The sequence below is a fragment of the Streptomyces avidinii genome (assembly GCF_045161815.1).
Classification (GTDB): domain Bacteria; phylum Actinomycetota; class Actinomycetes; order Streptomycetales; family Streptomycetaceae; genus Streptomyces; species Streptomyces avidinii.
In genome coordinates this window covers 8,523,368-8,547,348 of record NZ_CP108863.1, presented here as the reverse complement: position 1 = coordinate 8,547,348, position 23,981 = coordinate 8,523,368, and the positions used below count along the sequence as shown (strand labels likewise).

23 protein-coding genes and 1 pseudogene are annotated in these 23,981 nt (G+C 72.3%); 12 read left to right on the top strand and 12 right to left on the bottom strand.

Features of this window, described 5'->3' with window-relative positions; genetic code table 11:
* The first annotated feature begins 13 nt into the window (after window positions 1–13).
* Window positions 14–331, top strand: a complete 318-nt coding sequence (locus OG373_RS38865) for a hypothetical protein (RefSeq protein ID WP_405443562.1) — start codon at window positions 14–16, stop codon at window positions 329–331.
* Between the two features lie 15 nt (window positions 332–346).
* Here OG373_RS38865 and OG373_RS38860 read toward each other — a convergent pair whose 3' ends face one another.
* The 7 genes from OG373_RS38860 to OG373_RS38830 all read right to left on the bottom strand — a co-directional run bounded on the left by OG373_RS38860 (window position 347) and on the right by OG373_RS38830 (window position 6,960).
* Window positions 347–1,096, bottom strand: coding sequence for an SDR family oxidoreductase (locus tag OG373_RS38860; protein WP_405443560.1), 750 nt, complete (start codon window positions 1,094–1,096; stop codon window positions 347–349).
* A 178-nt stretch (window positions 1,097–1,274) separates the two neighbouring features.
* On the bottom strand, window positions 1,275–2,180 hold the full coding sequence (locus OG373_RS38855; protein ID WP_405443558.1) for an AraC family transcriptional regulator N-terminal domain-containing protein: 906 nt from the start codon (window positions 2,178–2,180) through the stop codon (window positions 1,275–1,277).
* Window positions 2,181–2,309: 129 nt separating this feature from the next.
* Entirely contained in the window at window positions 2,310–3,881 is a 1,572-nt protein-coding gene (locus tag OG373_RS38850) for a S8 family peptidase (RefSeq protein ID WP_405443557.1), read from the bottom strand.
* A 741-nt stretch (window positions 3,882–4,622) separates the two neighbouring features.
* Window positions 4,623–4,859 (bottom strand): hypothetical protein, encoded by a 237-nt coding sequence (locus OG373_RS38845; RefSeq protein WP_397731764.1) that lies wholly within the window; start codon window positions 4,857–4,859, stop codon window positions 4,623–4,625.
* 312 nt (window positions 4,860–5,171) lie between these two features.
* The gene (locus OG373_RS38840; protein ID WP_405443555.1) at window positions 5,172–5,885 is read right to left on the bottom strand and encodes an RICIN domain-containing protein; all 714 of its coding nucleotides are present in this window, start codon (window positions 5,883–5,885) and stop codon (window positions 5,172–5,174) included.
* Window positions 5,882–6,340, bottom strand: coding sequence for a hypothetical protein (locus OG373_RS38835; RefSeq protein WP_405443553.1), 459 nt, complete (start codon window positions 6,338–6,340; stop codon window positions 5,882–5,884). Before OG373_RS38835 ends, OG373_RS38840 begins: the two co-directional genes overlap by 4 nt.
* 95 nt (window positions 6,341–6,435) lie before the next feature.
* Entirely contained in the window at window positions 6,436–6,960 is a 525-nt protein-coding gene (locus OG373_RS38830) for a VOC family protein (RefSeq protein WP_405443551.1), read from the bottom strand.
* Between the two features lie 205 nt (window positions 6,961–7,165).
* Here OG373_RS38830 and OG373_RS38825 point away from each other — a divergent pair, with 205 nt between their 5' ends.
* A complete protein-coding gene (locus OG373_RS38825) occupies window positions 7,166–7,876 on the top strand; it encodes an intradiol ring-cleavage dioxygenase (RefSeq protein ID WP_405443549.1) in 711 nt (236 codons plus the stop codon).
* Between the two features lie 3 nt (window positions 7,877–7,879).
* Here the strand turns inward: OG373_RS38825 and OG373_RS38820 are convergent.
* From OG373_RS38820 to OG373_RS38810, 3 genes and pseudogenes are all read right to left on the bottom strand, one after another.
* Window positions 7,880–8,415: pseudogene (locus OG373_RS38820) on the bottom strand (YbaK/EbsC family protein).
* 133 nt (window positions 8,416–8,548) lie between these two features.
* Window positions 8,549–11,056 (bottom strand): SpoIIE family protein phosphatase, encoded by a 2,508-nt coding sequence (locus tag OG373_RS38815; RefSeq protein ID WP_405443548.1) that lies wholly within the window; start codon window positions 11,054–11,056, stop codon window positions 8,549–8,551.
* Between the two features lie 68 nt (window positions 11,057–11,124).
* The gene (locus tag OG373_RS38810) at window positions 11,125–15,153 is read right to left on the bottom strand and encodes a HAMP domain-containing protein (RefSeq protein ID WP_405443546.1); all 4,029 of its coding nucleotides are present in this window, start codon (window positions 15,151–15,153) and stop codon (window positions 11,125–11,127) included.
* A 271-nt stretch (window positions 15,154–15,424) separates the two neighbouring features.
* On the opposite strand from OG373_RS38810, the gene OG373_RS38805 reads away from it, so the two are divergent.
* Window positions 15,425–15,907 carry an ATP-binding protein gene (locus OG373_RS38805; protein ID WP_405443545.1) on the top strand — a complete coding sequence of 161 codons (483 nt, stop codon included), beginning with the start codon at window positions 15,425–15,427 and terminating at the stop codon, window positions 15,905–15,907.
* On the opposite strand, the gene OG373_RS38800 is transcribed toward OG373_RS38805, so the two are convergent.
* Window positions 15,902–16,252 carry an STAS domain-containing protein gene (locus tag OG373_RS38800; protein WP_405443543.1) on the bottom strand — a complete coding sequence of 117 codons (351 nt, stop codon included), beginning with the start codon at window positions 16,250–16,252 and terminating at the stop codon, window positions 15,902–15,904. The genes OG373_RS38805 and OG373_RS38800 overlap by 6 nt on opposite strands.
* A 217-nt stretch (window positions 16,253–16,469) precedes the next feature.
* On the opposite strand from OG373_RS38800, the gene OG373_RS38795 reads away from it, so the two are divergent.
* From OG373_RS38795 to OG373_RS38765, 7 genes are all read left to right on the top strand, one after another.
* Window positions 16,470–17,393, top strand: coding sequence for a SigB/SigF/SigG family RNA polymerase sigma factor (locus tag OG373_RS38795; RefSeq protein ID WP_397731745.1), 924 nt, complete (start codon window positions 16,470–16,472; stop codon window positions 17,391–17,393).
* Between the two features lie 8 nt (window positions 17,394–17,401).
* Window positions 17,402–17,872, top strand: a complete 471-nt coding sequence (locus tag OG373_RS38790) for an STAS domain-containing protein (RefSeq protein ID WP_405443541.1) — start codon at window positions 17,402–17,404, stop codon at window positions 17,870–17,872.
* Window positions 17,869–18,837, top strand: coding sequence for an anti-sigma factor RsbA family regulatory protein (locus OG373_RS38785; protein WP_405443540.1), 969 nt, complete (start codon window positions 17,869–17,871; stop codon window positions 18,835–18,837). Before OG373_RS38790 ends, OG373_RS38785 begins: the two co-directional genes overlap by 4 nt.
* A gap of 202 nt (window positions 18,838–19,039) precedes the next feature.
* Window positions 19,040–19,417, top strand: a complete 378-nt coding sequence (locus OG373_RS38780; protein WP_397731739.1) for an ATP-binding protein — start codon at window positions 19,040–19,042, stop codon at window positions 19,415–19,417.
* A gap of 79 nt (window positions 19,418–19,496) precedes the next feature.
* Window positions 19,497–19,619: a hypothetical protein gene (locus OG373_RS38775; RefSeq protein ID WP_405443538.1), complete on the top strand. Its 123-nt coding sequence runs from the start codon at window positions 19,497–19,499 to the stop codon at window positions 19,617–19,619.
* 77 nt (window positions 19,620–19,696) lie between these two features.
* The gene (locus OG373_RS38770; RefSeq protein WP_405444358.1) at window positions 19,697–21,064 is read left to right on the top strand and encodes an NAD(P)/FAD-dependent oxidoreductase; all 1,368 of its coding nucleotides are present in this window, start codon (window positions 19,697–19,699) and stop codon (window positions 21,062–21,064) included.
* A gap of 52 nt (window positions 21,065–21,116) precedes the next feature.
* Window positions 21,117–21,779: a DUF4230 domain-containing protein gene (locus OG373_RS38765; protein ID WP_405443536.1), complete on the top strand. Its 663-nt coding sequence runs from the start codon at window positions 21,117–21,119 to the stop codon at window positions 21,777–21,779.
* Window positions 21,780–22,020: 241 nt separating this feature from the next.
* Here the strand turns inward: OG373_RS38765 and OG373_RS38760 are convergent, their stop codons facing one another.
* The gene (locus OG373_RS38760) at window positions 22,021–22,518 is read right to left on the bottom strand and encodes a flavin reductase family protein (RefSeq protein WP_405443535.1); all 498 of its coding nucleotides are present in this window, start codon (window positions 22,516–22,518) and stop codon (window positions 22,021–22,023) included.
* A 154-nt stretch (window positions 22,519–22,672) separates the two neighbouring features.
* On the opposite strand from OG373_RS38760, the gene OG373_RS38755 reads away from it, so the two are divergent.
* Both OG373_RS38755 and OG373_RS38750 read left to right on the top strand, forming a co-directional pair.
* On the top strand, window positions 22,673–23,122 hold the full coding sequence (locus tag OG373_RS38755) for an SRPBCC family protein (RefSeq protein ID WP_397731734.1): 450 nt from the start codon (window positions 22,673–22,675) through the stop codon (window positions 23,120–23,122).
* An 8-nt stretch (window positions 23,123–23,130) separates the two neighbouring features.
* Window positions 23,131–23,955, top strand: a complete 825-nt coding sequence (locus OG373_RS38750) for a DUF1206 domain-containing protein (RefSeq protein ID WP_405444357.1) — start codon at window positions 23,131–23,133, stop codon at window positions 23,953–23,955.
* The last annotated feature ends 26 nt before the right edge of the window (window positions 23,956–23,981 follow it).

Sequence of the window (23,981 nt, the reverse complement as noted above, 5' to 3'; positions counted from 1 at the left end):
GGGGCGATGCGCCATGACCTGGGCTTCGTGGACGACGACAGGGGTATACGCCGGACGCGGCGGAGTGAGCACCGACGAGGCGGGGATCCTCACCGGGGACCTGACCGTGCACACCACCTGGTCGGCCCCGGAGGCCCATGTGGCCGTGCAGTACAGCGGCGGCTCCGACTGGTTCACCGTGACCGGCAGTCCGGTGCCCTGCGAGTCCGAGGAGGTCAGCCGCCTCCTGCACCAGGCCGTGGTGGACGCCGTACGGGTCGGCGGGGCGGCCTCGGTCCCCCGCAATCTGCCCGTGGAGGCCCGCTGGAGCCCGCCCGCGCCGACTTCCTGATCGCTCGACGCTCGATCACTTCGCCTGGGCGAGCCGGACCGCGTCGGCGCCGGCCGGGAATCGCAATTGGCCGGTCGTGTCGTGGGCGGCGCGCCACACCGTCTCGGCCACGTCGCGCTCCGTGGTGTACAGGTCCTGGCTCGCGAAGTCGGCCAGGACCTTCTTCGTGAACTCCGTGTACGGCGCCGGGACCAGTTCGTCCGGCGACCCGTCGCTCGTCGCCCTGTTCCCGAAGTTCGTCGTGAAGCAGGCGCCCGGCTCGACCGTCCTGGCCCGCACGCCGAAGGGCTCGAGTTCGAGCGCGAGCGATGCGGTGAACCCCTCGACGGCCATCTTGCTGGCCTTGTAGACGGCTGTGAGCGGCATGTGACCCAGCACCACGCTGGAGGTCACGTTGACCACGACGCCGGAACCGCGTTCGCGGAAGCCGGGCAACACCGCCTGGGTCATGGCCATCACGCCGAACGTGTTGGTCTCGAAGACCTCCCGCACCCGGGCCATGGGGGTGCCCTCGAACACGCCGATCGAGGGGACGCCGGCATTGTTGACCAGGACGTCGACGGGTCCCGCGGCATCGAGCGCGGCAGTGATGGTCTCGGGCCTGGTCACGTCGAGCTCGACGACGCGGATCCGGTCCGACTCGGGCAGGATGCCGGCACGCGGCGTCCGCATGGTGGCGATGACGTTCCACCCCTGCTCGTGGAAGTAGAGGGCGGTCTCGCGCCCGTAGCCGGAGGAGGTGCCGGTGATCAGAACGGTCTTCATGGTGTGCCCCTCGCGATGTGGTGGGATCGGGGATCCACGGATGGACAGGCATTTTCCTGCTCCGCGGAAGAACTGCTGATCCCATTGAATCGCTCTGACCTGCACAGATAGTAGAACTATCCTCGCTCCTCCTTGCATAATCCTCCTTGCACGATGCTCCTCGACCGTCCGGATCGGCTCAGGGCAGGACACTCACGGGGGCGCGTACGGTGTCCCGCAGACGGGCCGCGTCCCGGCTCGGGGGTGCGCCGAACAGGCGGCGGTACTCACGGCTGAACTGCGAGGGGTTGTCGTAGCCGACGCGGTGGCCGACCCCCGTGACGTCGCCCGGGTGCGTGGCGAGCAGCAGCCGGGCCTCCTGGAGCCGGATCTGCTTCTGGAACTGGATGGGGCTCATCGCGGTCACCGCCTGGAAGTGCCGGTAGAAGGCGGAGACGCTCATGCCGGCCAGGCGCGCCACGTCCTCGACGCGGAAGGGCTCGGCATAGTGCTCGCGGATCCAGCGCACGGCGCGTGAGACGTGACTGAGGCCGCTGTCGGCGAGGCCGAGCCGGCGCACCGCCGCCCCCTGCTCGCCGGTGATCAGACGCCACAGGATCTCCCGCTTGACCAGCGGGGCCAGCACGGCCCGGTCCCGGGGCTCGTCGAGCAGGCGCAGCAGCCGGACCACCGCGTCCAGCATGGCAGGCGGGGCGTCGCCGACGGCGATCCCCGACGGCACGCCCGCCCCGGAACGCGGGGTGTCCGCGGGACCGGCCTGCACCAGCAGCTCGGCGACGGCGGCCGGTTCCAGCGTGAGGCCGAAACCGAGGGCAGGCTGTTCGGGGTCGGCCCGGGTGAACTGTCCGGTGACCGGCAGGTCGACGGACGCGACCAGGTACTGCCCGGCGCCGTACTCGTAGACCCGGTCGCCCAGCGCGAGCCGTTTGGCTCCCTGGGCGATGACCGCCAGGACCGTGCCGGACATCGAGGGCGCCGGCGGATCCGGCCGGTCGACCCGGGAGATCAGGACGCCGTCGATGGCGGTGCTCCAGTCGGAGCGGGCGTGCCGCGCCAGCAGGGTACGGAGCTCTTCGAGGTACATGGATCCATTGCAGCACCGTTTCGCGGTGCGGAACCCTGCGCGGTGTACGGACAGCGCAGCGGGGGCGACCGCCCTGTGGTCGCCCCCGCCTGTTCATCGCGGCTCAGAAGTCAAACGCGATTGCTGTGCTCAGAACTGCAGCGCCCAGGAGTCGATCTTGCCGGTGTCGATGTTCGCGTTGTCGTTGACGCGAAGCTTCCAGACGCCGTTGGCCACCTCCGCGGAGGCGTTGACGGTGAAGGTCCTGATGATGTTGTCCGCGCTGCCGCCGGTGCGGTTGTGCAGGGTGTAGACGGTGCCGTCGGGTGCGACGAGGTCCACCTTGAGGTCACCGATGTACGTGTGCTTGATGTCGACCGCGACGGTCAGCGCCGCCGGGGCGTTGCCGGCGACACCGCTGACGGTGACCGGCGACTCGACGGTGGCGTTGTCGTTGATCGCGTAGTCGGCCGCGTTCTCGAACCGCTTGCCGGGCGGAACGGTACCGCCGTCACCGACGTACAGCAGCAGGTTCGGGGAGCCGGTGCCGGGGCTGGTCACCACGTTCGGGGTCGCGGCGGCCACCAGGGCGTCGCGGACCTGCGCCGGGGTGCTGGAGGTGTTCTGCGCCAGGTACAGCGCCGCCGCGCCGACCACGTGCGGGGTGGCCATCGAGGTGCCCGAGATGGTGTTGGTCGCGGTGTCCCCGGTACCCCACGAGGAGGTGATGGAGGAGCCCGGCGCGAAGATGTCCAGGACCGTGCCGAAGTTGGAGTAGCTGGCCTTGGCGTCCGTGTTGGTGGTGGCGCCGACCGTGATGGCCTCGGCCACGCGGGCCGGGGACTTGGTCGAGGCGTTGGTGGACTCGTTGCCCGCTGCGACGCCGTAGGTGATGCCGGAGGCGATGGAGTTGCGCACCGCCGTGTCGAGCGCGGAGTCCGCGCCGCCGCCGAGCGACATGTTGGCCACGGCGGGCTTGACGGCGTTGCGCGTCACCCAGTCGATGCCCGCGACGACCTGGGCCGTCGTACCGGAACCGTTGTTGTCGAGGACGCGGACGCCGACGATCTTCGCCTTCTTGGCCACGCCGTACGCGCCGCCCCCGACGGTGCCGGCGACGTGCGTGCCGTGGCCGTGGCCGTCCTGGGCGGTGTTGTCGTTGTCGATGGCGTCGTAGCCGTAGGAGGCGCGGCCGCCGAAGTCCTGGTGGGTGATGCGGACACCGGTGTCGATAATGTAGGCGGTGACGCCCTCACCGGCCTTGTCCGGGTAGGTGTAGCTCTGGTTCAGCGGCAGCGCCCGCTGGTCGATGCGGTCCAGGCCCCAGGACGGCGGGTACGGCTGGGTGGCGTCGACGGTGAAGACACGGTTCTGCACGACCGACTTGACCGCCGGGTCGGCGGCGAGCTTCTCGGCCTGCGCCTCGGAGACCTCGACCGAGTAGCCGTTGAGCGCGGCGCTGTAGGTCTTGTCGATCTTGGCGCCGTAACGCTTGGCCACGGCCTTGCCGCTGTCGGCGGTGGAGCGGGCCGCGGTGTCGTTCAGGGTCACGATGTAGCTGCCGGAGATGGTTCCGGCGGCGCCGGCGTTCTCGATGACGCCCTGCGCGCCGTTGTCGGCCGCCGAGGCGGGCAATGCGGCGGCCGCGCCGAGCGCGAGCGCGACGACGGCGGTCGCGCTGATGCCGGCGATCTTCCGGCGGGTGTGACGCATCACGGACATGTGGGGGGTCCTCCTCATGGGTGCTGCACTGCGGGGACGAGGCGGGCTCATTAGCCATGCACATGACAATGCAATGGCCAACGGGCTGCCGCCCCCGAAAGGTTGACCCACCCCCCGCTCACCCACAAGAGGTCGACGGGCGCGTAACATCCTTGCCATGTCCCAGTCATGATTGCGCAAAGCTGCACCGCACATGACGCGGGCACGGCCCGGTCGGGCCGGCCCCGAGGGCGGCACGCGCGCCGACACCCGGACGCGTGGCGGGCGTTGCCCGAACAGCGACGGACCCGGGACCTCGATTTCCCGCCGGACCCTACGACGGCACGCCGGCCGGCGGCCGCAGCGGCTCACCGCGACGGGACGCGGGTGCGGACCACCGCCGCCTGCGGGGTTACCGGTGCATCCGGCGGCGGGGACACCCCCACCGCGCCACCCCGACCGAACGGGTTCACGCCAAACCGGACTTCCCGGTTTCGACCTCGCCCTTCAGGTCCGCGGGCTGGGCGACAGGCACGGACCCACCCGGCGGACGGCACCGCGGCAGGCCTGACGGGCGGCCCCGGCAGCGTGCGGGGCTCCGGCCGGGCCGAGTTGTGAAATTTTTGTGTACCCGAACCCCCGCCGGGGTGGGGGCCGGGGAACAGCTGTGGCGGACCGTAACCGGTCCGCCACAGGCAAGCGCGGAAGGGTCGGCGCACGTATGCCCGCGCGCCGACCCGTCCGTGCCGAAAGCTGCTTCGATCAGCAGTCGCCGTGACCGTAGCCTCCGCCCCAGTCGTCATCGTCGTCGTACCAGCCGTGGCCGTGACCGCCGTAACCGTGGTCGTCATCGCCCCAGCCGCCACCGGTGACATAAGTGGGCGCGTGCGTGGGGGCTGCTGCCGAAGCCGTGCCTGCGGCTCCGAGAGCGGCGCCACCTGCCATCAGAACACCGATGGCGGACACCGCGAAGAGTCGCTTCACTCTCAGTGCTTGCATGGTTCGAACCCTTCTTTTCCGTTCTCGTGCCACGCATTCGGGACGTGCTCGGGGGCGCCCTCTCGCGCAATTGGTTATGAGCGCGGGTGCGTGGCCGACCGCATGCATGCGTGTGCGCGTATCCCCCGTCAACACAGCCTCCGTGGGGCTGCGGACTTCCGGGCCGACACGCGATTCCTCAAGCGTGGTGCTCGGGCGCACTACTGCGGGCTGAGTGTGTTCCCCACAGTTGCGGTTCTCATGTACAGACGCTAGTCCCCTATCCGGAGCTTGGCATCTCGGGCAGCACATCTGCAGCACATCCGGTGGGCGTCACGACGAACTCCCCTGCCGGGGCACGAGGTGCCACCACTGGTCGTCGTACTCCTCACCGCATGAGTTCTGCGCCGCCGGAAGGGCCTGCCCGCGGCCCTGGACCAGCAGGCACTTGGCGTTACCGGCGTTGCGCAGGACGAAGTGCCCGGCCCGGGCATCCGTGCCCCACAGCAGTTCCCAGCGCTGCCCGCGCTGCCCGGCGGTGCAGGCGAACTGGCGGACGGGGGCGAGGTTCTCTTCGCCCGCCACGGCCAGGCACCGGCCGCTGTGCGCATTGCGCAGCGTGCGGCTGGAGCCGCCGTTCTGCTGGGCCAGCGTCCAGGTGCGGTCGGTATCGGCGGTGCAGGTGTCCTGCACCGGCACGAGGCCCTCGCCGGTTCCGGATGCCCGCAGGCACAGTCCGCTGCCGTCGTTGACCAGGTGTCCGGTGAGCGCCGACGGATCCTCCTGGGCCGCGCCCGGGCTCGTGGCGGTCCTGCCGGCGGGCGGGGTGGCGGCCCCGGTTCCCGGGTCGCCGCCCACCCGGACCGCGATCACCGTGGCCACGCACACCAGGGCGACCGCGCAGGCCGACAGGATGCCGACGCGGTGCTCGTGGATGTTGACCTGGAGGTTCCCGCTGCCGCGCTGCACCCCGGCCGGGCCGTGGAATGCGTCCCCGCGGCGGCCGTCGGCCGGGGCGGGCTCCGGGTCGGGCGCCGACCCGGTCACCGGCGGGAGTCGAACCGGTTCACCTGGACATTGCCGTCCCCGGACTGGACCGCCGCCGGGCCGAGGAACACGTTGTGCGCGGACATCCCGGCGGCCGGGCCCGTCGCCCGCGCGACCTCGGCGAGCAGCGCCCGCAGTTCCGCCGCGGCCGCGGCCCGTTCGTCCGGGTCCAACTGGTCCAGCAGGTCCTCGGTACGGGTCCGCCAGGCCGCGCCGTGCCGGGCCCTCTCCTCGTCCCCGCCGCCTTCCGGAGCGTCGCCCTCCTGCCCGGCTGCCGTCAGTTCGGCCGCGGTCCGGTCCAGACGTTCCAGCTGGGCGCTCTCCTGCTGCCGGTCCCCGCGTCCGAGCAGCCGGGCCAGCCGGTGCCGCACCGCCTGCCAGGCGTCCGTCCCGGCGGCCTGTACGACGCCCGATCCCACCGAGGCCGCCAGTGCGACCATCGCCTCTTCCAGCATGACGCTCCCCCTTCGCCGCCCCCGGGCACGGCCTCAACGGTAGCCCCGCCCGCCGCGGCTGCGACAGCCCCGGACCGGCCGGGCCCGGACCCTCCTCAGTGGGGCGGTCGCTGCGGGGTGCCGGCCATGCCCGAGGAGCGGCCGCCGAGTTCGGCGTCGAGGGTCCGCTGGGCCGTGCGCATCGACTCGGCGTACTTCGGCTCGGCCATGCGCCGCCAGGCCTCGTCCGGCGCGACCTCCTCGACCCGGCTCACGACCCACCAGATGTTGCCGAACGGGTCCCTCACCCGGCCCCCGCGGTCACCCCACGCGCTGTCGTCCGCCTCGGTGACCACCCGTGCTCCGCGGGCGACGGCGGCGGCCATCGCCGCGTCCGCGTCGGGTACGTAGACCCGCAGCATGGAGGGCATGGCCGGCCAGTCGGGCCGCCGGTCGAAGGCCAGCACGACCGTGTCGCCGATCCGGATCTCGCCGTGGCCGATGCTGCCGTCCTCGACCGACACCCGTGCGATCTCCTCGCCGTCGAACGCCGCGGTGATGAAGTCGAGCAGCGCGCCCGTGTCGTCGGTGACGACCCACGGCGCGACGCTCGTGTAGCCCTCGGGGGCAAAGCGGTCCATCGGCCTCGTCCCGTCCCTTCTGTTTCCTGCTGCTTCGCGTGACATCACCACCGTAGGCACCAATGAGGTCAGCACCCGTCCTACTTGGGGCGCGGATCCGTGACGTGTCGGTGATGGCCCGGACGCCTCGCGTCCGGCACGGTGGGCGCGGTCGGTGGCCGTCGCGTCCCGTGCGGCGGTCGTTCAGCGCGCGGGAGAGTTTCGTATGACCGAGAACGGCAGTTCCCCGACCGGCCGCCGCGCCCTCCTGCTGGCCGCCGGGTCGGTCGGGGTCGCGGCGCTGACGGCGGCCTGCTCCGGCCCGGCCCGGACCCGCGGGGCGGCGGGGCAGCCGTCCGCGTCCTCGTCGCCCCTCTCGGCGTCGCCCGGCGGCAGCACCCCCGCCTGCGTGCTGGCCGTGAAGGCGGGCGCCGGCCCGTACTACCTCGACCTGGACCGGGTCCGGTCGGACATCACCGAGGGCCGCAAAGGCGTGCCGTTCCGGCTGGACCTGACCGTGGTGCGGGTGTCGGCGGGCTGCCGGCCGGTCGCGGACGCCGCCGTCGACGTCTGGCACGCCGACCACTCGGGTGCCTACTCCACCGGCGGGTCCGCCTTCCTGCGCGGTACGCAGGTCACGGACGGCGCCGGCCGCAGTACCTTCCGCACCATCGTGCCCGGCTGGTACGCCGGGCTGGCACCGCACATCCACTTCAAGGTGCGTCCCGACCGCCGGACCGAGACGACCTCGCAGTTCTTCTTCCCCGAGCCCCTCCTGCTGCAGGTGTACGCGCGCCCTCCGTACGCCGGGCGCCGCGCGCCGAAGCACCCCAACGCCCGCGACGACCGGTACCGCGCCTCCGGGGCCGCGATGACGCTGGCGCCCGTCCCCGACGGCGACGGCTACCGCGCCGCGTACACCGTGGGGATCGCCTGAAGGTCAGAGTGCGAGGCCCTCGATGAGTTCGGCACCCGGGAGCTCCGCGAACAGCTTGCCGGGGGCGATGAGCTTGCCCCGGCGGCGTACGGCATGTCGGCGACCGCCGCGTCCACCAGGAGCGGCCAGTCGGCCGGCAGACCGATCGGAGTGATGCCCCCGTACTCCATGCCCGTCAGTTCCACGGCCGTCTCCATCGGCGCGAAGGACACCTTGCGCGCGCCCAGGTGGCGCCGGACGGCGCCGTTGACGTCGATACGGCCGGCGGAGGGCACGAGGCAGGCCGCGAGGGTGACCTCGCCACCGCGCTTGGCGGCGACCACCACGCAGTTCGCCGACTGCCCGAGCAGGTCCTGCCCGTAGTGCGCGACGAAGGCAGCGGTGTCGGCGATCGCCGGGTCGGTGTCCACGAGGAGGAGCTGCTCGGCGGGCACGTCACCGGTCCAGCCGCGGACCGCTTCGGCCACGGGCGGGGTGAGTTCCGCGAGACAGTCGGGAGCCGGCACCGCGTGTTCGAAGGGCCCGATGGGAGCGCGCATGCCCGCACGCCAACACGGCCCGCCCACGCCCTCGGGCGTCCTCCGGGTGCCCCGAGGACTCGTGCGGGCCCCCGCCGGGCCTTCGGTGTGAGCGGGCACCCGAGGTCGCAGTCGGACGTGGCGCCCCGTCCCGTCAGCCGACCTGGATTCCGATGACGCAGGTGTCGTCGTCCGTGTCGGAGCGGCTCTCGGCGAGGAGCCGGTCCAGCTGCCGGTCCAGGTCCCCGGCGCAGGCGGCCGCCGTGTGCACGAGGTGGCCGAGGGAGTCCTGCACCGAGGAGTCCCGCCGCTCCACCAGCCCGTCCGTGAACATCAGTACGGTGTCCTCCGGTTCGAGGCGCACCTCCCGTTCGGCGTACGTCACCTCGGGGAGCGCGCCGAGCAGCAGGCCCTCGATCAGCGGGAAGGCCTCGGCCTCGCCGCCGCGCACGAGTACGGGCGGCAGGTGCCCGGCGCGCGCCCACCGCATCACCCGGGTGCTGGGATCGAAGATCCCGCAGACGGCGGTGGCCGTCACGTGCTTGGCGAGGTGGTGGGTGACCGTGTTGAGCCAGGAAAGCAGCTGTGCCGGGCCCGCTCCGGTCACGGCGAGGCCGCGCAGGGCGTTGCGCAGGACGACCATGCCGGTGGCGGCCTCGATGCCGTGGCCGGCGACATCACCCACGGACAGCATGATCAGACCGGAGGGCAGGACGACCGTGTCGTACCAGTCGCCGCCGACGAGCGACTCGGTCTCCGCGGGCCGGTAGCGGACGGCGACGCGCAGGCCGGGGGCCGTGATGGCCGGCGGGGTCGGGGGCATGATGGCGTGCTGGAGTTGCAGGGCCAGGCGGTTGCGTTCGGCGGACTCGGCCTCGCTGTGGGCGAGTTGGTCCCGGGTCGCGGCCAGGGCGACCTCGGTCCAGTGCTGCGCGGAGATGTCCTGGTAGGCGCCGCGGACGGCGTGCAGTCGCTGGTCGGCGTCGAGGACGGGCTCGGCGACGACGCGGATGTGCCGGGTGATCCCGTCGGACCTGCGCAGGCGCAGGTTGACGGAGGCCGGACGGCGGTAGCGCAGCACGGCCCGCAGGAAGCGGCCGAGGGCGGCGGAGTCGTCGGGGTGTGCGTAGCCGGGGAGTTCCCGCAGCCGTACGGGCGGTGCGGTGGTCGGCAGGCCGTGGAGCGCGTACAGCTGCGCGTTCCAGGTGATCTCGCCGGTGACGAGGTTCTCCTCGAAGCCGCCGATCCGGCCCAGGCGCTGGGCGTGCTGGAGGAGGTCGGCGAGGCGCGCCGTCTCGTCCTCGACGCGCCAGATCAGCAGGACGGCCGCGCCGTGCCGGCTGACGCTGATGTCCGCGACCGAGGTGAGGGGGATCTGGTCGACGAGCGCGGTCAGGCTCATGCGGCGGGCGCGGAAGGGCTCGCCCGTCGCGTGGACCCGCTCGACGATGTCGAACAGTCCTCGCTCGCCGGCGGCCATCGGGTAGGCCTCCAGCAGCAGCGCGCCGTTGACGTCGCCGCGCTGGCGCCCGGCGGGATCGACGAACCTGCTGCTGGCGTGGCGGATGCGGAAGTCGGTCAGTCGGCCCTCGGGGTCGACCACCGGGGTGAGGACCACGGCGGGGTCGTGCAGGCCTTCGGCGAGGTCGACCAGCTCCGCGACGTCCGGGAGCACGGCTTCGAGGGCGCCCGGGTCGCCCGGCGGCGCGGCGTCCATGGTGCGGGCGCACAGCTCGGCGAGGGCCTCGACCTGGCGCTCGATCTGCGGGGGTTGCGGCGCCAGGGGCTGGGGCCAGCAGATCTCCAGGACTCCGTGGATGCGTCCGCCGGTCCCGGCGGGTACGGCCATCCGTCCGCCGTCGGGCCACTGGAGGTGGCCGATCGAGGGGAGTCCGACGCGGTTCAGCCGGGCGAGCGCGACCAGGCGGCGCTCCCGCAGCGCGCGGCGGGCGACGGTGGAGACGCCGGGGGGTACGTGGCGCCAGCGCGCGGCCTCCCCCGGCCCGAACCCGGCGTGCCCGGCGAGGGCCAGGGATCCGTCGGGCGAGGCGCTCCACACGGCGACGGCGACCGCTCCCAGGGGTCCGAGGGCGTTCGTCAGGAGGGACTCGGCCACCGCCTGGGTGTCGTCGGCGGCGGCCAGTACCCCGCTCTCGGCGGTGCGCAGTCGTACCGCGAGCGTGGTGGACCGTTCGGCCGGTTCGGCGGGTTCGGCGGGTTCGGCCGGTGCCGGCGTGGCGGTGCGCTCGACGAACTCGGCGGCGACCTCGCTGACATGGTCGCGTGCGGCCTGGTTGACGATGTCGGCGGCGAGTTCGAGCGGGGCGAGCCCCGTCTCGCGCGACAACTCGTCGAGCTGGCGGGCCGCCGCCGCGGGGGTGCAGTTCAGCTGTCCGATGAGGATGCCCTTGGCCAGTTCGACCAGGGCCCTGCCGTCGGCGGCGGCGTGCGCGTCCCGCACCTCGCGGCGCAGGCGTTCGACGGTGGCGACCAGGCGCCCCAGGGGTGTGGGGGCCTGGTTCGGGACGGCGCTACGGGACTCCGCCGCCACCGCGCCCGGCAGCCGCGCATCGTCGTACTGCTGTGTGTCGGGGGTACTCACCGTGCTGCCGGCTCCTTGTCGGGGCGGTCGTGGCCCTGCGGGGCGGGCTGTCGGGGGCATGCCCGCGGCGGACGGGTCGGACGGAACGGATGGAACGGATGGAACGGACGGTGGATACGGGGCGGCGGTCATCCGGTGAGCCAGTGCCGGACGCGGGCGATGAGGTCGTCGGCGTCGACGGGCTTGGTGACGTAGTCGCTGGCTCCCGCGGCGAGGCTCTTCTCCCGGTCCCCCGGCATGGCCTTGGCGGTGACCGCGATGATGGGCAGCCCCGAGTAGGCCGGCATCCGCCGGATCTCGGCGGTCGCCGCGTAGCCGTCCAGTTCCGGCATCATCACGTCCATCAGGATCAGGTCGACGCCGTCGTTGCGGGTGAGCGTCTCGATGCCCTTGCGGCCGTCCTCGGCGTGCAGGACCCGGACGCCGTGCAGTTCCAGCACACCGCTGAGGGCGTACAGGTTGCGCGCGTCGTCGTCGACGACGAGGACGGTGCGTCCGGCCAGGTCGTCGTCGAGGACCGGGGCGGTCTGCCGGCGCTGCGACTCCTCGTGGACGAGGGGCAGTACGTCCCCCGGCCGGTCGGCGGACAGGTGCAGAACGATGCGTTCGCGGAGCTCGTCCAGGCTCGACAGCAGTTCCAGCCGGCGCGACGCGGCCCGTTCCCGCAGCGCCCGCTCCTGCCCGTTCTTCAGGCGGGGGTTGTTGTGCGCGAGGACCGGGAGGGAGGAGAGCGCCGGGTCCCCGTCGAGCGCGTCGAGGAAGCGCAGGGCCTCGCCGTCGGGCATGTCGAGTTCGAGGACGACGCAGTGGAAGGAGTCCGAGGCCAGGGCGGCAGCGGCTTCCCGCGAGCTCGTGGCGTTGACCACCTGGATGCCCTCGCGGTGGTCCCCGGGCGGCTGGTGGCCGGGGGCGAAGTCCCGGTCGGCGCTCTCGGCGACGAGGGAGAGCAGCCCGTTGGGGCGTTCCTCGATGACCAGGAGCCGGCGGGCCTGCCGCTGCGGCGGAACGGGGGCGGCCGGTCCCTGGCCGCCCGCCGGTGCGGGGGCCCGGCCCGCGGCGGTCTGCCGGGTGGCCGCCGGGGCGTCGGTGAGGGGCTCCTCCTCGTAGTCCGCCCGGCTGACCGGCAGGTAGAGGGTGAAGGTGCTGCCCTGGCCCGGCGTGCTCTCCGCGGTGACGGCGCCGCCGAGGAGCTGGGCGATCTCACGGCTGATGGAGAGCCCGAGCCCGGTGCCGCCGTACTTGCGGCTGGTGGTCCCGTCGGCCTGCTGGAAGGCGCCGAAGACGGACTCCAGCTGCTGCTCGGGGATGCCGATGCCGGTGTCCCGTACCCGGAAGGCCAGCATGGGCGCGCGGCCGGGGAGCCCGGCGGGCACCTCGGGGGCCGTGGCGGGTTCGATCCGCAGCTCCACGCCGCCGCGCTCGGTGAACTTGACCGCGTTGGACAGCAGGTTGCGCAGGATCTGGCGCAGCCGCGCGTCGTCCGTGAGCAGGTCGGCCGGGGCATCGGGGGCGGTGGTGACGGTGAAGTCGAGGCTCTTCTGGGTGGTCAGCGGGCGGAAGGTGGCGTCGACGTACTCCAGGAGCTGCGGCAGGTGCACCCGCTCGGGGTTGACGTCCATCTTGCCCGCCTCGACCTTGGAGAGGTCGAGGATGTCGTTGATCAGTTGCAGCAGGTCCGAGCCCGCCGAGTGGATGATGCCCGCGTACTCGACCTGCTTCGGGGAGAGGTTGCGGGTCGGGTTCTGGGCGAGCAGCTGGGCGAGGATGAGGAGGCTGTTGAGCGGGGTCCGCAGCTCGTGGCTCATGTTGGCCAGGAACTCGGACTTGTAGGTGGAGGCCCGCGACAACTGCTGGGCGCGGTCCTCCAGTTCCTGCCGGGCCTGTTCGATCTCCAGGTTCTTGGCCTCGATGTCGCTGTTCTGGCTGGCGAGGAGGGCCGCCTTCTCCTCCAGTTCCGCGTTGGAGCGCTGCAGTTCCACCTGCTGGACCTGCAGTTCCTCCGAGCGTGCCTGGAGTTCCCCGGTCAGCCGCTGGGACTCCTCAAGGAGTTCGTCGGTACGGGCGTTGGCGACGATGGTGTTGACGTTGACGCCGATGGTCTCCATCAACTGGCCGAGGAAGTCGCGGTGCACGGGCGTGAAGGCGGAGAAGGAGGCGAGCTCGATCACCCCGAGGACCTGGTCCTCCACCACGATCGGCAGGATGATCAGGCTGCCGGGCGTGGTGTGGCCGAGGCCCGAGGAGATGACGTAGTCCCCGGGGACCCGGTCGGTGGCGATGATCCGGTGGCTGCGCGCGGCCTGCCCGACCAGGGACTCGCCGAGGGCGAAGCCGGCGCCCAGGGTGGTGCCGGCGGGGCGGCCGTAGGAGCCGACCAGGGTGAGGACGGTGCCCTGGGTGCCGTCCTCGGCGAGGTAGAAGGCGCCGTACTGGGCCGCGACCAGCGGGGTCAGTTCGTCCATGACGAGTTCGGCGACGACGGCGAGGTCCCGGTGGCCCTGCATCAGGCCCGAGATGCGCGCCAGGTTGGACTTGAGCCAGTCCTGCTCCTGGTTGGCCCGGGTGCTCTCGCGCAGCGAGCCGACCATGGAGTTGATGTTGTCCTTGAGTTCGGCGACCTCGCCCGAGGCGTCGACGGTGATCGAGCGGGTCAGGTCGCCCTCGGCGACCGCGCTGGCGACCTCGGCGATGGCCCGGACCTGGCGGGTCAGGTTGCCGGCCAGCTCGTTGACGTTCTCGGTCAGGCGCTTCCATGTCCCCGAGACGCCCTCGACCTCGGCCTGGCCGCCGAGCCGGCCCTCGCTGCCGACCTCGCGGGCGACCCGGGTGACCTCGGCGGCGAAGGCGGAGAGCTGGTCGACCATGGTGTTGATGGTGGTCTTGAGCTCCAGGATCTCCCCGCGGGCGTCCACGTCGATCTTCTTGGACAGGTCGCCGTTGGCGACGGCCGTCGTGACGAGGGCGATGTTGCGGACCTGACCGGTGAGGTTGTTCGCCATGGAGTTGACGTTGTCGGTGAGGTCCTTCCAGGTCCCCGCGACGTTGGGTACCTGTGCCTGGCCGCCGAGCCGGCCCTCGGTGCCGACCTCACGGGCCACCCGCGTCACCTCGTCGGCGAACGCGGACAGTGTGTCGACCATCGTGTTGATCACGCCGGCCAGCGCGGCGACCTCGCCCTTCGCCTCCACCATGATCTTCTGCGAGAGGTCGCCCCGGGCGACGGCGGTGGCCACCTGGGCGATGGAGCGCACCTGGCCCGTCAGGTTGGAGGCCATCACGTTGACGTTGTCGGTGAGGTCCTTCCAGGTGCCGGAGACCCCGCGGACGGTGGCCTGGCCGCCCAGGTTGCCCTCGGTGCCGACCTCACGGGCCACCCGCGTCACCTCGTCGGCGAACGCGGAGAGCTGGTCGACCATCGTGTTGATGGTCTCCTTCAGCTCCAGGATCTCCCCGCGGGCGTCCACCCGGATCTTCTGCGTCAGATCGCCCTGGGCCACCGCGGTGGTGACCTCCGCGATCGAGCGCACCTGGGCGGTCAGGTTGTCCGCCATGACGTTGACCGACTCCGTCAGGTCCTTCCAGGTTCCGGAGACGCCCTTGACGTCGGCCTGGCCGCCGAGCCGGCCCTCGGTGCCGACCTCACGGGCCACCCGCGTCACCTCCCCGGCGAACGCGGAGAGCTGGTCGACCATCGTGTTGATGGTCTCCTTCAGCTCCAGGATCTCGCCGCGCGCGGTGACGTTGATCTTCTGCGAAAGGTCACCCTTGGCCACGGCCGTCGCGACCTGGGCGATGGAGCGCACCTGGGCAGTGAGGTTTCCGGCCATGAAGTTGACCGAATCCGTGAGGTCCAGCCAGGCGCCGCCTACTCCCGGTACGTCCGCCTGACCGCCGAGCGTTCCCTCGGTGCCCACCTCGCGGGCCACCCGCGTCACTTCGGACGTGAACAGCGACAGCTGGTCGGCCATCCCGTTGAAGACCGTGGCGATCTCGCCGAGCAGGCCGTCCGCCGTGTCGGGCAGCCGGGTACGGAAGTCCCCGTCCCGCACGGCCGTCAGGCCGGCCAGCAGCTGGCGCAGTTCCGATTCGCCGATCCTGTCCTCGCCGGGAGGCGCCGGTGTGCTGCCCAGTGCCTCGGAACCCGACCGCTCAGCCATCTGCCAACCTCACTCTAGACAACGACCGTGCCGGCGCACGGGACAGGACACGGCAGCGGGACGCACCGGATCCCCCGGACCGGCCGGGGGATCCGTCTTTCGCCGTACAACCAATGGAGAAGGCTATCGCCGACCCCGGCAGGTCCGATCACCTGATCCCCGATCAATCGGAATCCGCGCGTACGCACACCGCCGCGGAACCGGCGGATGCACGGGCGGGCGGCGGGTAGGCGAACCGTGACGAACGACACGAACGACACAGCCGAAGTGGGTGAGGACATTGGCGGTCAAGGCCGTGGGCTGGGCCCGCACGTTTCCGGTATCGAGAGGGGTCCGGGCGGCGCGGCAGTGGACCGCCGGACACCTCGCCTCGCTGCCGTGGGGCGGCGCGGCCCCGGACACGGTGCATTCCGTACTCCTCAGCGTCTCCGAACTCGTCACGAACGCCCACCTGCACGCGGTCGGCCCCGCCCACCTCGTGCTGACGTGGGACGGCAGTTGCCTCCACGTGAGCGTCGCCGACTCCGACCCGCATCTGCCCGTTCCGCGCACGGCCGATGCCGATGGCGACACGGGCGCCACCTCGGGCCGGGGGCTGGGGATCGTCACCGTCCTCGCCGACTCCTGGGACGTCCACGCATGCCACGGGGGCAAGGCGATCACGGCCTGCTTCCGGCCACCGGGCGCGTCCGACCCCCACTCCGGCCCCCGGCGGGGCCCGCCGACCGGTCCCGGTGGGACCCGGCGGTCATGACCCGCCGACGGCGTCCTCGACGCTCGGGTGAAGGGAGAGGACCGTATCGGCGCCCGTCAGGGCGAAGAGACGGCGGAGTTGCTCACCGGGGGCCGCGATCCGCAGGGTGGTCAGGTGGTGCAGGCGCAGCAGCAGGTTGAGGAACGACGAGTCGCCGAAGGTGATGGGGCCGGCGTCCAGCACGACCAGCCGGTACCGGTCCGCGGCAGAGGTCAGCGCCGTCTCCAGCGGCGCCAGCGTGTCCTGGTCCAGCTCCCCGTGCGCCGTCACCACCCACCCGGCCCCCGCGGGGTAGCCGTCCCCCACGACGCCCTCGTGGTGGTACGCGTCCCCTGCTCCGGTCATGTCCGCCTCCCCGGATCGTCATCTGTACGGCCTCCGCAAGGGAGTATGCCTGTTCGTCAGCCGGGCGCGGACGCCGCGGTCTTGGCATGCCCGCCGGGGCCCGACATCGCCTCCCGGCGATGCCGGACAAGAAAGATCCCGCGAAGGGCGAGTAAGGACGCGAAGTCGGGGCACAAGCGTCCGAGCAGCCGTCAGTCAATCGGGAGGGAACGGCCACATGTCTCGCTCGGCCACCGCCGTCAGCCTCATTCGTGCAACAGACGCGCAGATCACACCCACTGCGCCCGCCGCCGTGGGAGCCCCGCCGCAGGACGGGCCACTGCCCGAGGTGCAGAACGCGCGGGAGATGGCACCCGCCGACGCGCGCGAACTCTCGAAGCACTTCTTCGAGCGGCTCCGCGACCTGGAAGAGGGCACGCGCGAGTACCAGTACGCCCGCAACACCCTGATCGAGATGAACCTCTCCCTCGTGCAGTTCGCCGCGCGGCGCTTCCGCGCCCGCGTGCTCGGCGGGGGCCTGGACATGGACGACGTGATCCAGGTGGGAACCATCGGTCTCATCAAGGCCATCGACCGCTACGACACCGAGCGCGGGGTCGAGTTCTCCACCCTCGCCCTCCCCTACATCATCGGTGAGATAAAGCGCTATTTCCGTGACACCACCTGGGCCGTCCACGTGCCGCGCCGGCTTCAGGAACTGCGTACGGAACTGGCCAAGGCCCAGGAGTCGCTGACCGACGTGCTGGGCCGGGCCCCGACGGTCAAGGAGGTCGCCGAGCACCTCGAACTGACCGAGGAACAGGTCATCGACGGGCTCGTCGCCGCCAACGGGTACACGAGCGGCTCCCTGGACACCGGCGCCGACAGCGACGAACCGTCGGCGACGAACCGGACGATGCGCCCGCTGGCGGACAGGCTCGGCGACGTCGACCCCGCCATGGAACTCTTCGAGGATTTCCACACCCTCGCCCCCCTGCTGGAGCAGCTGGACGAACGCGACCGGCTGATCCTGCAGATGCGCTTCGGCGATGAGAAGACCCAGGCGGAGATCGGCACCGAGTTGGGCATCTCGCAGATGCAGGTCTCCCGTCTGCTGTCGCGGACCCTGGCCCGGCTGCGCGCCGGAATGCTCACGGTGTAGGCAGCGCCATGCCCTCATCGCCCTCACCCCACCGGGACGACGGACCCGTCCCGCCCGCCGGCGTGCAGCAGCCCTACGACGCCGATGCGGTGTGGGCGGACGCCGTCGTGCGGTGCACGGCCGACGGCACGGGCGCGCGTACAAGTACGAGTACGGGCGCGGGCAAGGCGGCGTCACTGACCGCCCGGCCGTTGCACGACCGTCCCGGTGCCCGGCTGAGCGGCAGTTGCGACCTCGACACGCGGCCGATCCTGAGCGCGGCGCTCGGCGTCGTCACCCGGATCCCCGGCCCGGTCGTCCACCTCGACCTCTCCGCCGTGGGCTTCCTCGACGCGGCCGCCGTCGCGGCCCTGGTGCAGGCGAACGCCACGGTTGCCGGTCAGGGTCGTCGCCTGCTGCTCCACCACCCGCCATACTCGCTCCGCAAGGTAGTGGAGATGTTCCCGGACGAATGTGCCGCGCTGGAGGTCGCAGCATGATCAACCATCCTGCGGCCGACGCCCCCGGGGCCTTCGTCCACCCCGCCCTCTTCTACCGGGGCCCGGCTGATTACCTGGCGGGCGTCGGAGGGTTCGTACGGGCCGCCCTCACGGCCGACGAGCCGGTACTCGTGGCCGTACCCGGTCCGCGGCTGGACACGCTGCGCGAGAGCCTCGGCGGCGACGGGGCCAAGGTCACCTGGACGGACATGACGCAGACGGGCCGCAATCCGGGCCGCATCCTGGCGACCCTGCAGGAGTTCGCCGACCGACACCCGGACCGGCCCGCCCGGATCGTCGGCGAGCCGATCTGGCCCGGCCGCTCGCAGGCCGAGGTACTGGAGGCCACGCGTCACGAGGCCCTCATCAACACCGCCTTCGCGGGGCGGCCGGCCAGCGTCCTGTGCCCGTACGACGTCCTCGGCCTGACCGCCGGGGTGGTGAACGACGCCCGGCGCACCCATCCGGTGGTGATGGAGGACGGCAGGGTCCGGCTCAGCCCGGACCACGTCGACGCGGCCGTGGTCGGCGCCGACTGCGACCGCCCCCTGCCCGAGCCCGAGAGCGGTGCGCCCTCGTTCGCCTACGCCCACGGGGAGCTGGGTGAGGTGCGCGCGTACGCCGAGGCCTGGGCCCGCGGCACCGCCCTGAGCGCGGCGCGGCGCGGCGACCTCGTCCTCGCGGTCAGCGAGGCCGCCGCCAACTCCCTCGCCCACGGGGGCGGGCGTGGCTCACTTCGGCTGTGGAACACGGTCGGCACGGGCCCGGGTGGGGGTGCCGGGGTCGTGGCGGAGATCCGCGACGCGGGCCGGCTGACGGACCCGCTGGCGGGACGCCGCCGCCCCGCCCTGGCCTCCGTCAACGGCGGGCGCGGCCTCTGGATGATCCACCAGCTGTGCGACCTGGTCGAGATCCGCGCCTCGGACAGCGGCCTCACCCTGAGACTGCACATGGCCACGTCCTGAGGGACCGACGGTCCCCTAGACTGTCACGGACATGCTCGGGTGTCCTCGGCCCCACGGGGTCCGGACCGGTACCGCGAACGGCGGCCGGCGTCAACGGTGGGGGTGAGAGACCACAGTGGAAACGATCGGGCCGGAAACCGGCGATCGGCGGCCTGCAGGGCCTTCCATAGCAGGGCAGCGCCGCCGCCTGGCCCTTTCGGGCGTGCGCGGCCACGTGGCCAAGGGCCGTGACTTCACGCACCAGGCGCTGGTGGACTGGGGCTGGGACGGGAACGAGACGTCCGAGGACGTCCTGCTCCTCGTGTCCGAGCTGCTCACCAACGCGGCACTGCACGCGGGGGGTTGCGTCGAGCTCGTGGTCTCGGCCGGCGAGGTCCTGAGGATCGAGGTCTTCGACGGCACGACGACCCTGCCGCGCCGCCACCCGTCCCCGCAGCGCGGCCTCCCCGGCGGCCACGGCCTGTACATCGTGGAGCGTCTCTCCGATCGGTGGGGCACCCGCACCCACGAGAACGGCAAGGCCGTCTGGGCGGAGATCGACGCCTCCCGGCTGACCTCGGGCAGGTCCACCGGCCGGTGACCCGGCCGGTCCGTCCCCCGTACGCGCCCGCGCCCGCGTACGGGAGCTTCATCCCGCGGTACGGGGGCAGGCGCGCGGTATGACATCTCATGCGCTCACCTCCCTGGCCCTGACCCCGGCCCCCGGCCCCGCCTGGCTCCACCTGATCGTGATCGCGTTCGCCGTTCTCGTCCTCGTCAGCAGCCTGGCCCGGCACCGGTAGGCATCCGCACACCGGGGCACAAGCGCAGGAGTCCGTGGACTCGGCAGGCCCGGGAAGGGAGCAACACCATGACAGCTGTGGCACGTCCGAGGATTCTCGTGGTGGGCGCCGGATTCGCCGGTGTGGAGTGCGTACGCCGCCTGGAGCGGCGGCTCTCCCCCACCGAGGCGGAGATCGCCCTCGTCACCCCGTCCTCCTTCCAGCTCTACCTACCGCTGCTGCCGCAGGTGGCCGCAGGGGTGCTGACCCCGCAGTCGATCGCCGTGTCGCTGCGCCGCAGCCGCCGGCACCGGACACACATCGTGCCGGGCGGCGTCGTCGGCGTGGACACCCGGGCGAAGGTGTGCGTCGTACGGAAGATCTCCGGCGAGCTGACCCCCCGGGCCTACGACCACCTGGTGCTGGCCCCGGGCAGCGTCACCCGTTCCTTCGACATCCCGGGTCTGGCCGAGCACGCCCGCGGCATGAAGACCCTTGCCGAGGCCGCGCACCTGCGCGATCACGTCATCGCGCAGCTCGATCTCGCCGACGCCTGCGAGGACGAGGCGGAGAGGGCGTCGCGGCTCTGCTTCGTCGTCGTGGGCGGCGGCTACGCCGGCACCGAGACGGCGGCCTGCCTGCAGCGGCTCACCCACCACGCGGTGCGGCGCTACCCGCGGCTGGACCCGCGGCAGATCCGCTGGCACCTGGTGGACATCGCCCCCAAGCTGATGCCCGAACTCGGCGAGGCGCTGGGCAGGTCCGCCCTGGAGGTGCTGGAGCGGCGGGGCATCGAGGTCTCGCTCGGCGTGTCCGTCGCGAAGGCCGGGCCGGACGAGGTGACGCTCACCGACGGCCGGGTCCTGCGCAGCCGCACCCTGATCTGGACCGCCGGAGTGACCGCCAGTCCGCTCATCGCCACCTTGGAGGCCGAGACCGATCGCGGGCGGCTCGTGGTCGCCCCCGACCTGACGGTTCCGGGCCTCCCGGGAGTCCTCGCGCTCGGCGACGCCGCTGCGGTGCCCGACCTCGCCGCGGGTGAGGACGGGGCGGTGTGCCCGCCCACCGCCCAGCACGCCCAGCGGCAGGGGCGCACGGCCGCCGACAACCTCATCGCGACCCTGCGGAACCGGGCGCTTCGGCCCTACCGGCACAAGGACCTCGGGCTCGTGGTGGACCTGGGCGGACGCGACGGCGTCTCCAGGCCGCTCGGCATCGAGCTGCGTGGCCTGCCCGCGCAGGCGGTGGCCCGCGGGTACCACTGGGCGGCGCTGCGCACCAATGTGGCGAGGACGAGGGTGGCGACGAACTGGCTGCTCAACGCGGTCGCGGGCGATGACTTCGTGCGGACGGGCTTCCAGGCCTGGCGACCGCCGACGCTGCGGGAGTTCGAGCACACGGACGCGTACCTGACACCCGAACAGGTCCGCGCGCACACGGCCCCACTGCGCGCGGGGCTCACGTAGCCCGTCTCGGGAGCCGGGCGCTGGAGCGGCATCCACGGGGTATCCGCGGAGCATGGAAACCTCTTCGGATCGGCCGGGCGCCGCGCGGCGCCCGTGGTGGACGAGGATCGCCGTGGGCGTGGTGGTGGTCGTGGTGCTGATCGTGCTCGTCGGGCGCTTCGGCCCGATTCCGGGACTCGGCGCGCTGTTCGGTGAGAAGACGCACGACCGCTCCGGCCCGGCGCTGCTCAAGTCGTTGCAGGACATGCACCGTTACGAAGCCGCCGTCGGCAACTTCCAGGTGGTCGTGGACCTGGAGAAGGACGCGGCGTTCCTGCCGGACGCGATCCGCGGAACCCGCACGCTGTACGTGGGAGCCGGCTCGGTCAGCGGCTACGTGGACCTGGGCGGGCTGGGCGAGCGGAGCGTCACGGTGAACGGCGACCGTACGGAGGCCACGATCCGGCTGCCGCGCCCGGTGCTGGGGGCCGCCGCGCTGGACCCGAACCGTTCGTACGCGGTGTCGAAGCAGCGCGGCCTGCTGGACCGGCTCGGTGATCTCTTCTCCGACAACCCGGCCGGCGAGCAGGCCGTCCAGAAGCTCGCCGCGCAGCACATCGACGAGGCGGCCCGCGACAGCGGCCTCGCGGAGCGCGCCGAGAAGAACACGACGGCGATGCTGGAGGGGCTGCTGCACTCCCTCGGCTTCCGCACGGTGCACGTCAGCTACGGGTGAGGGGCGCGGCCCGGGACGGACCCGAAGGGGCTGACCGCCGGGCCGGACCCGGAGCGACCGAAAAGTTTCATCGCCTCTGTTTGAGCCCTCGATTCGGGGTCATACGCGTGATGTCGGCGAGTCGCCGTTTCGAGCGGGGCGGCGACTCGCCGAGATCCGTGGCCGCACGCCGGTGTTCCGTCCCCCCGGGCACCGCGTGCGGCCGCAGTCCTGTGTCCCGCACTTCTACGGAAGCAGCTGGTCACGCAGGGTGTCCGGGGTTGATCTCCTGGACGTCCGTGTACCTCATCGAGGCGGGCTCGCTGCGGGCCGGTGCACAGACCTCGGTCGGCGCCAGGAGGAAGCCCTCGTGGTCTCCGCCGTCGAGGAGTGCCTCGATCCGGCCGACGAACCATGCGCGGGCCCCGGTCAGCACGGGGCTGCCGTCGGCGCTCGGCCGCCAGTCCACCCGGGCGAACTTGTCCACCTCGTCGCCCGTCTCGCCGCCGAACAGCTCGGCCAACGGCTGCCGGCCACGATCGAGCACGTGCACCGCCAGGTGTGTGGCACCGCGAGCCACCCGGAAGGTGTGGTTCTGCCTGGACAGCCACACCACGAAGCGCGGCGGCCGGATCGAGCACTGCGAGGCGAAGCCCACGAGGCAGCCCGACCTCTCTCCCGCGGCCTCCACCGTCACCACGTACACGGGGCCGTTCAGGACTTCGGCGAACGCGCCGAGGTCGAGGTCCGTCCGCGTCACGACCGATCCCTCCTGCCGCTTTCATCGCCCCTGCCGGGCACCTGCCCCCGTAGCCGGCGCCCAACCGCGGCGCATGGGGCGCCCGGGGCCGGGTAGCCGGGCCCTGAAGGGTCCTCGCAGGAGGGGGACCGCCGACGGTACCGAAGGGATACGCATGTCGCACGTCGAGGAGTACGTCGAGGTCAACGTTCCCGTACGCACGGCCTACAACCAGTGGACGCAGTTCGAGGAGTTCCCCGCCTTCATGGAGGGGGTCGAACGCATCGACCAGCGCACGGACACGCTCACCCACTGGGTGACCAACGTGAACGGTGTGCAGCGTGAGTTCGATGCGCAGATCACCGAGCAGCTCCCGGACCGCCGCGTCGCCTGGATGACGGTCGACGGGGAGACCCGCCAGGCCGGACTGGTCGTCTTCCAACCGATCGACGCGACCACCACCAAGGTCGTGCTGCACATGAACTGGGTGCCCGAGGGGCTGGCCGAGAGCGCCGCCGACAAGCTCGGCTTCGTCAAGCGCCAGGTCGCGGGCGACCTGAAGCGGTTCAAGATGTTCATCGAGTCGCGCGGCGTCGCGACCGGCGCCTGGCGCGGCGAGGTCTGACCGCTGTGATCGGCGGCGAGAACGCGCGCAAGGGCGCCCGGGCCGCGTCCCGCGGCGGTGGGGCGCGGGAGGTCACGGCGCGCTGCGGGCTGCTGGCCCGCGGGGTGCTGTACGTACTGGTCGGGGTGCTGGCCCTGCGCCTGGCCTTCGGCGACTCCGGAGGCAAGGAGGCCGACCGTCAGGGCGCCCTCCAGGAGCTCGCGGGCAAGCCCTTCGGCAGCGTCCTCGTCTGGGCCGTGGGCATCGGACTGGTGGGGATGATGCTGTGGCACCTGTCGGAGGCGGTGTTCGGGGCGGCCGGACCGGACGGCGACGAGCCGCTGAAGCGGCTGGCCGCGGCGGGGCGGACCGTCATCTACGCGATCGTCGCCTTCTCCGTCCTGGCCTTCGCGGCGGGCGGCGGCGGGCGCTCCGGGGACCAGCAGTCACGCGATGCGACGGCGCGGGCCCTGGAGCTGCCCGCCGGCCAGTGGCTGGTGGGCGCGGCCGGGCTCGGGATCGCGATCGCGGGCGTGGTCATCGCGGTGCAGGCCGCGCGGCGCACCTTCCGCGAGCACCTCGCCATGGGCGGGGTCCCGGACTCCGTGCGCAAGGCCGTCGGTTTCCTCGGGGTGACCGGCGGCCTGGCCCAGGGCGCTGTGTTCGCGGCGGCCGGCGGCTTCGTCGTGTACGCCGCGGTGCGCTACGACCCGGAGCAGGCGAAGGGCATGGACGACACCCTGCGGTCGTTCACCGGTACGCCGGCGGGGCCGTGGCTGCTGGTCGCGGTCGCCGTCGGGCTGATGCTCTTCGGGGCGTTCTCCTGGGCGCTGGCCCGATGGCGCGAGGTCTGACACCCGCGGGCGACGGGCCCGCGGGT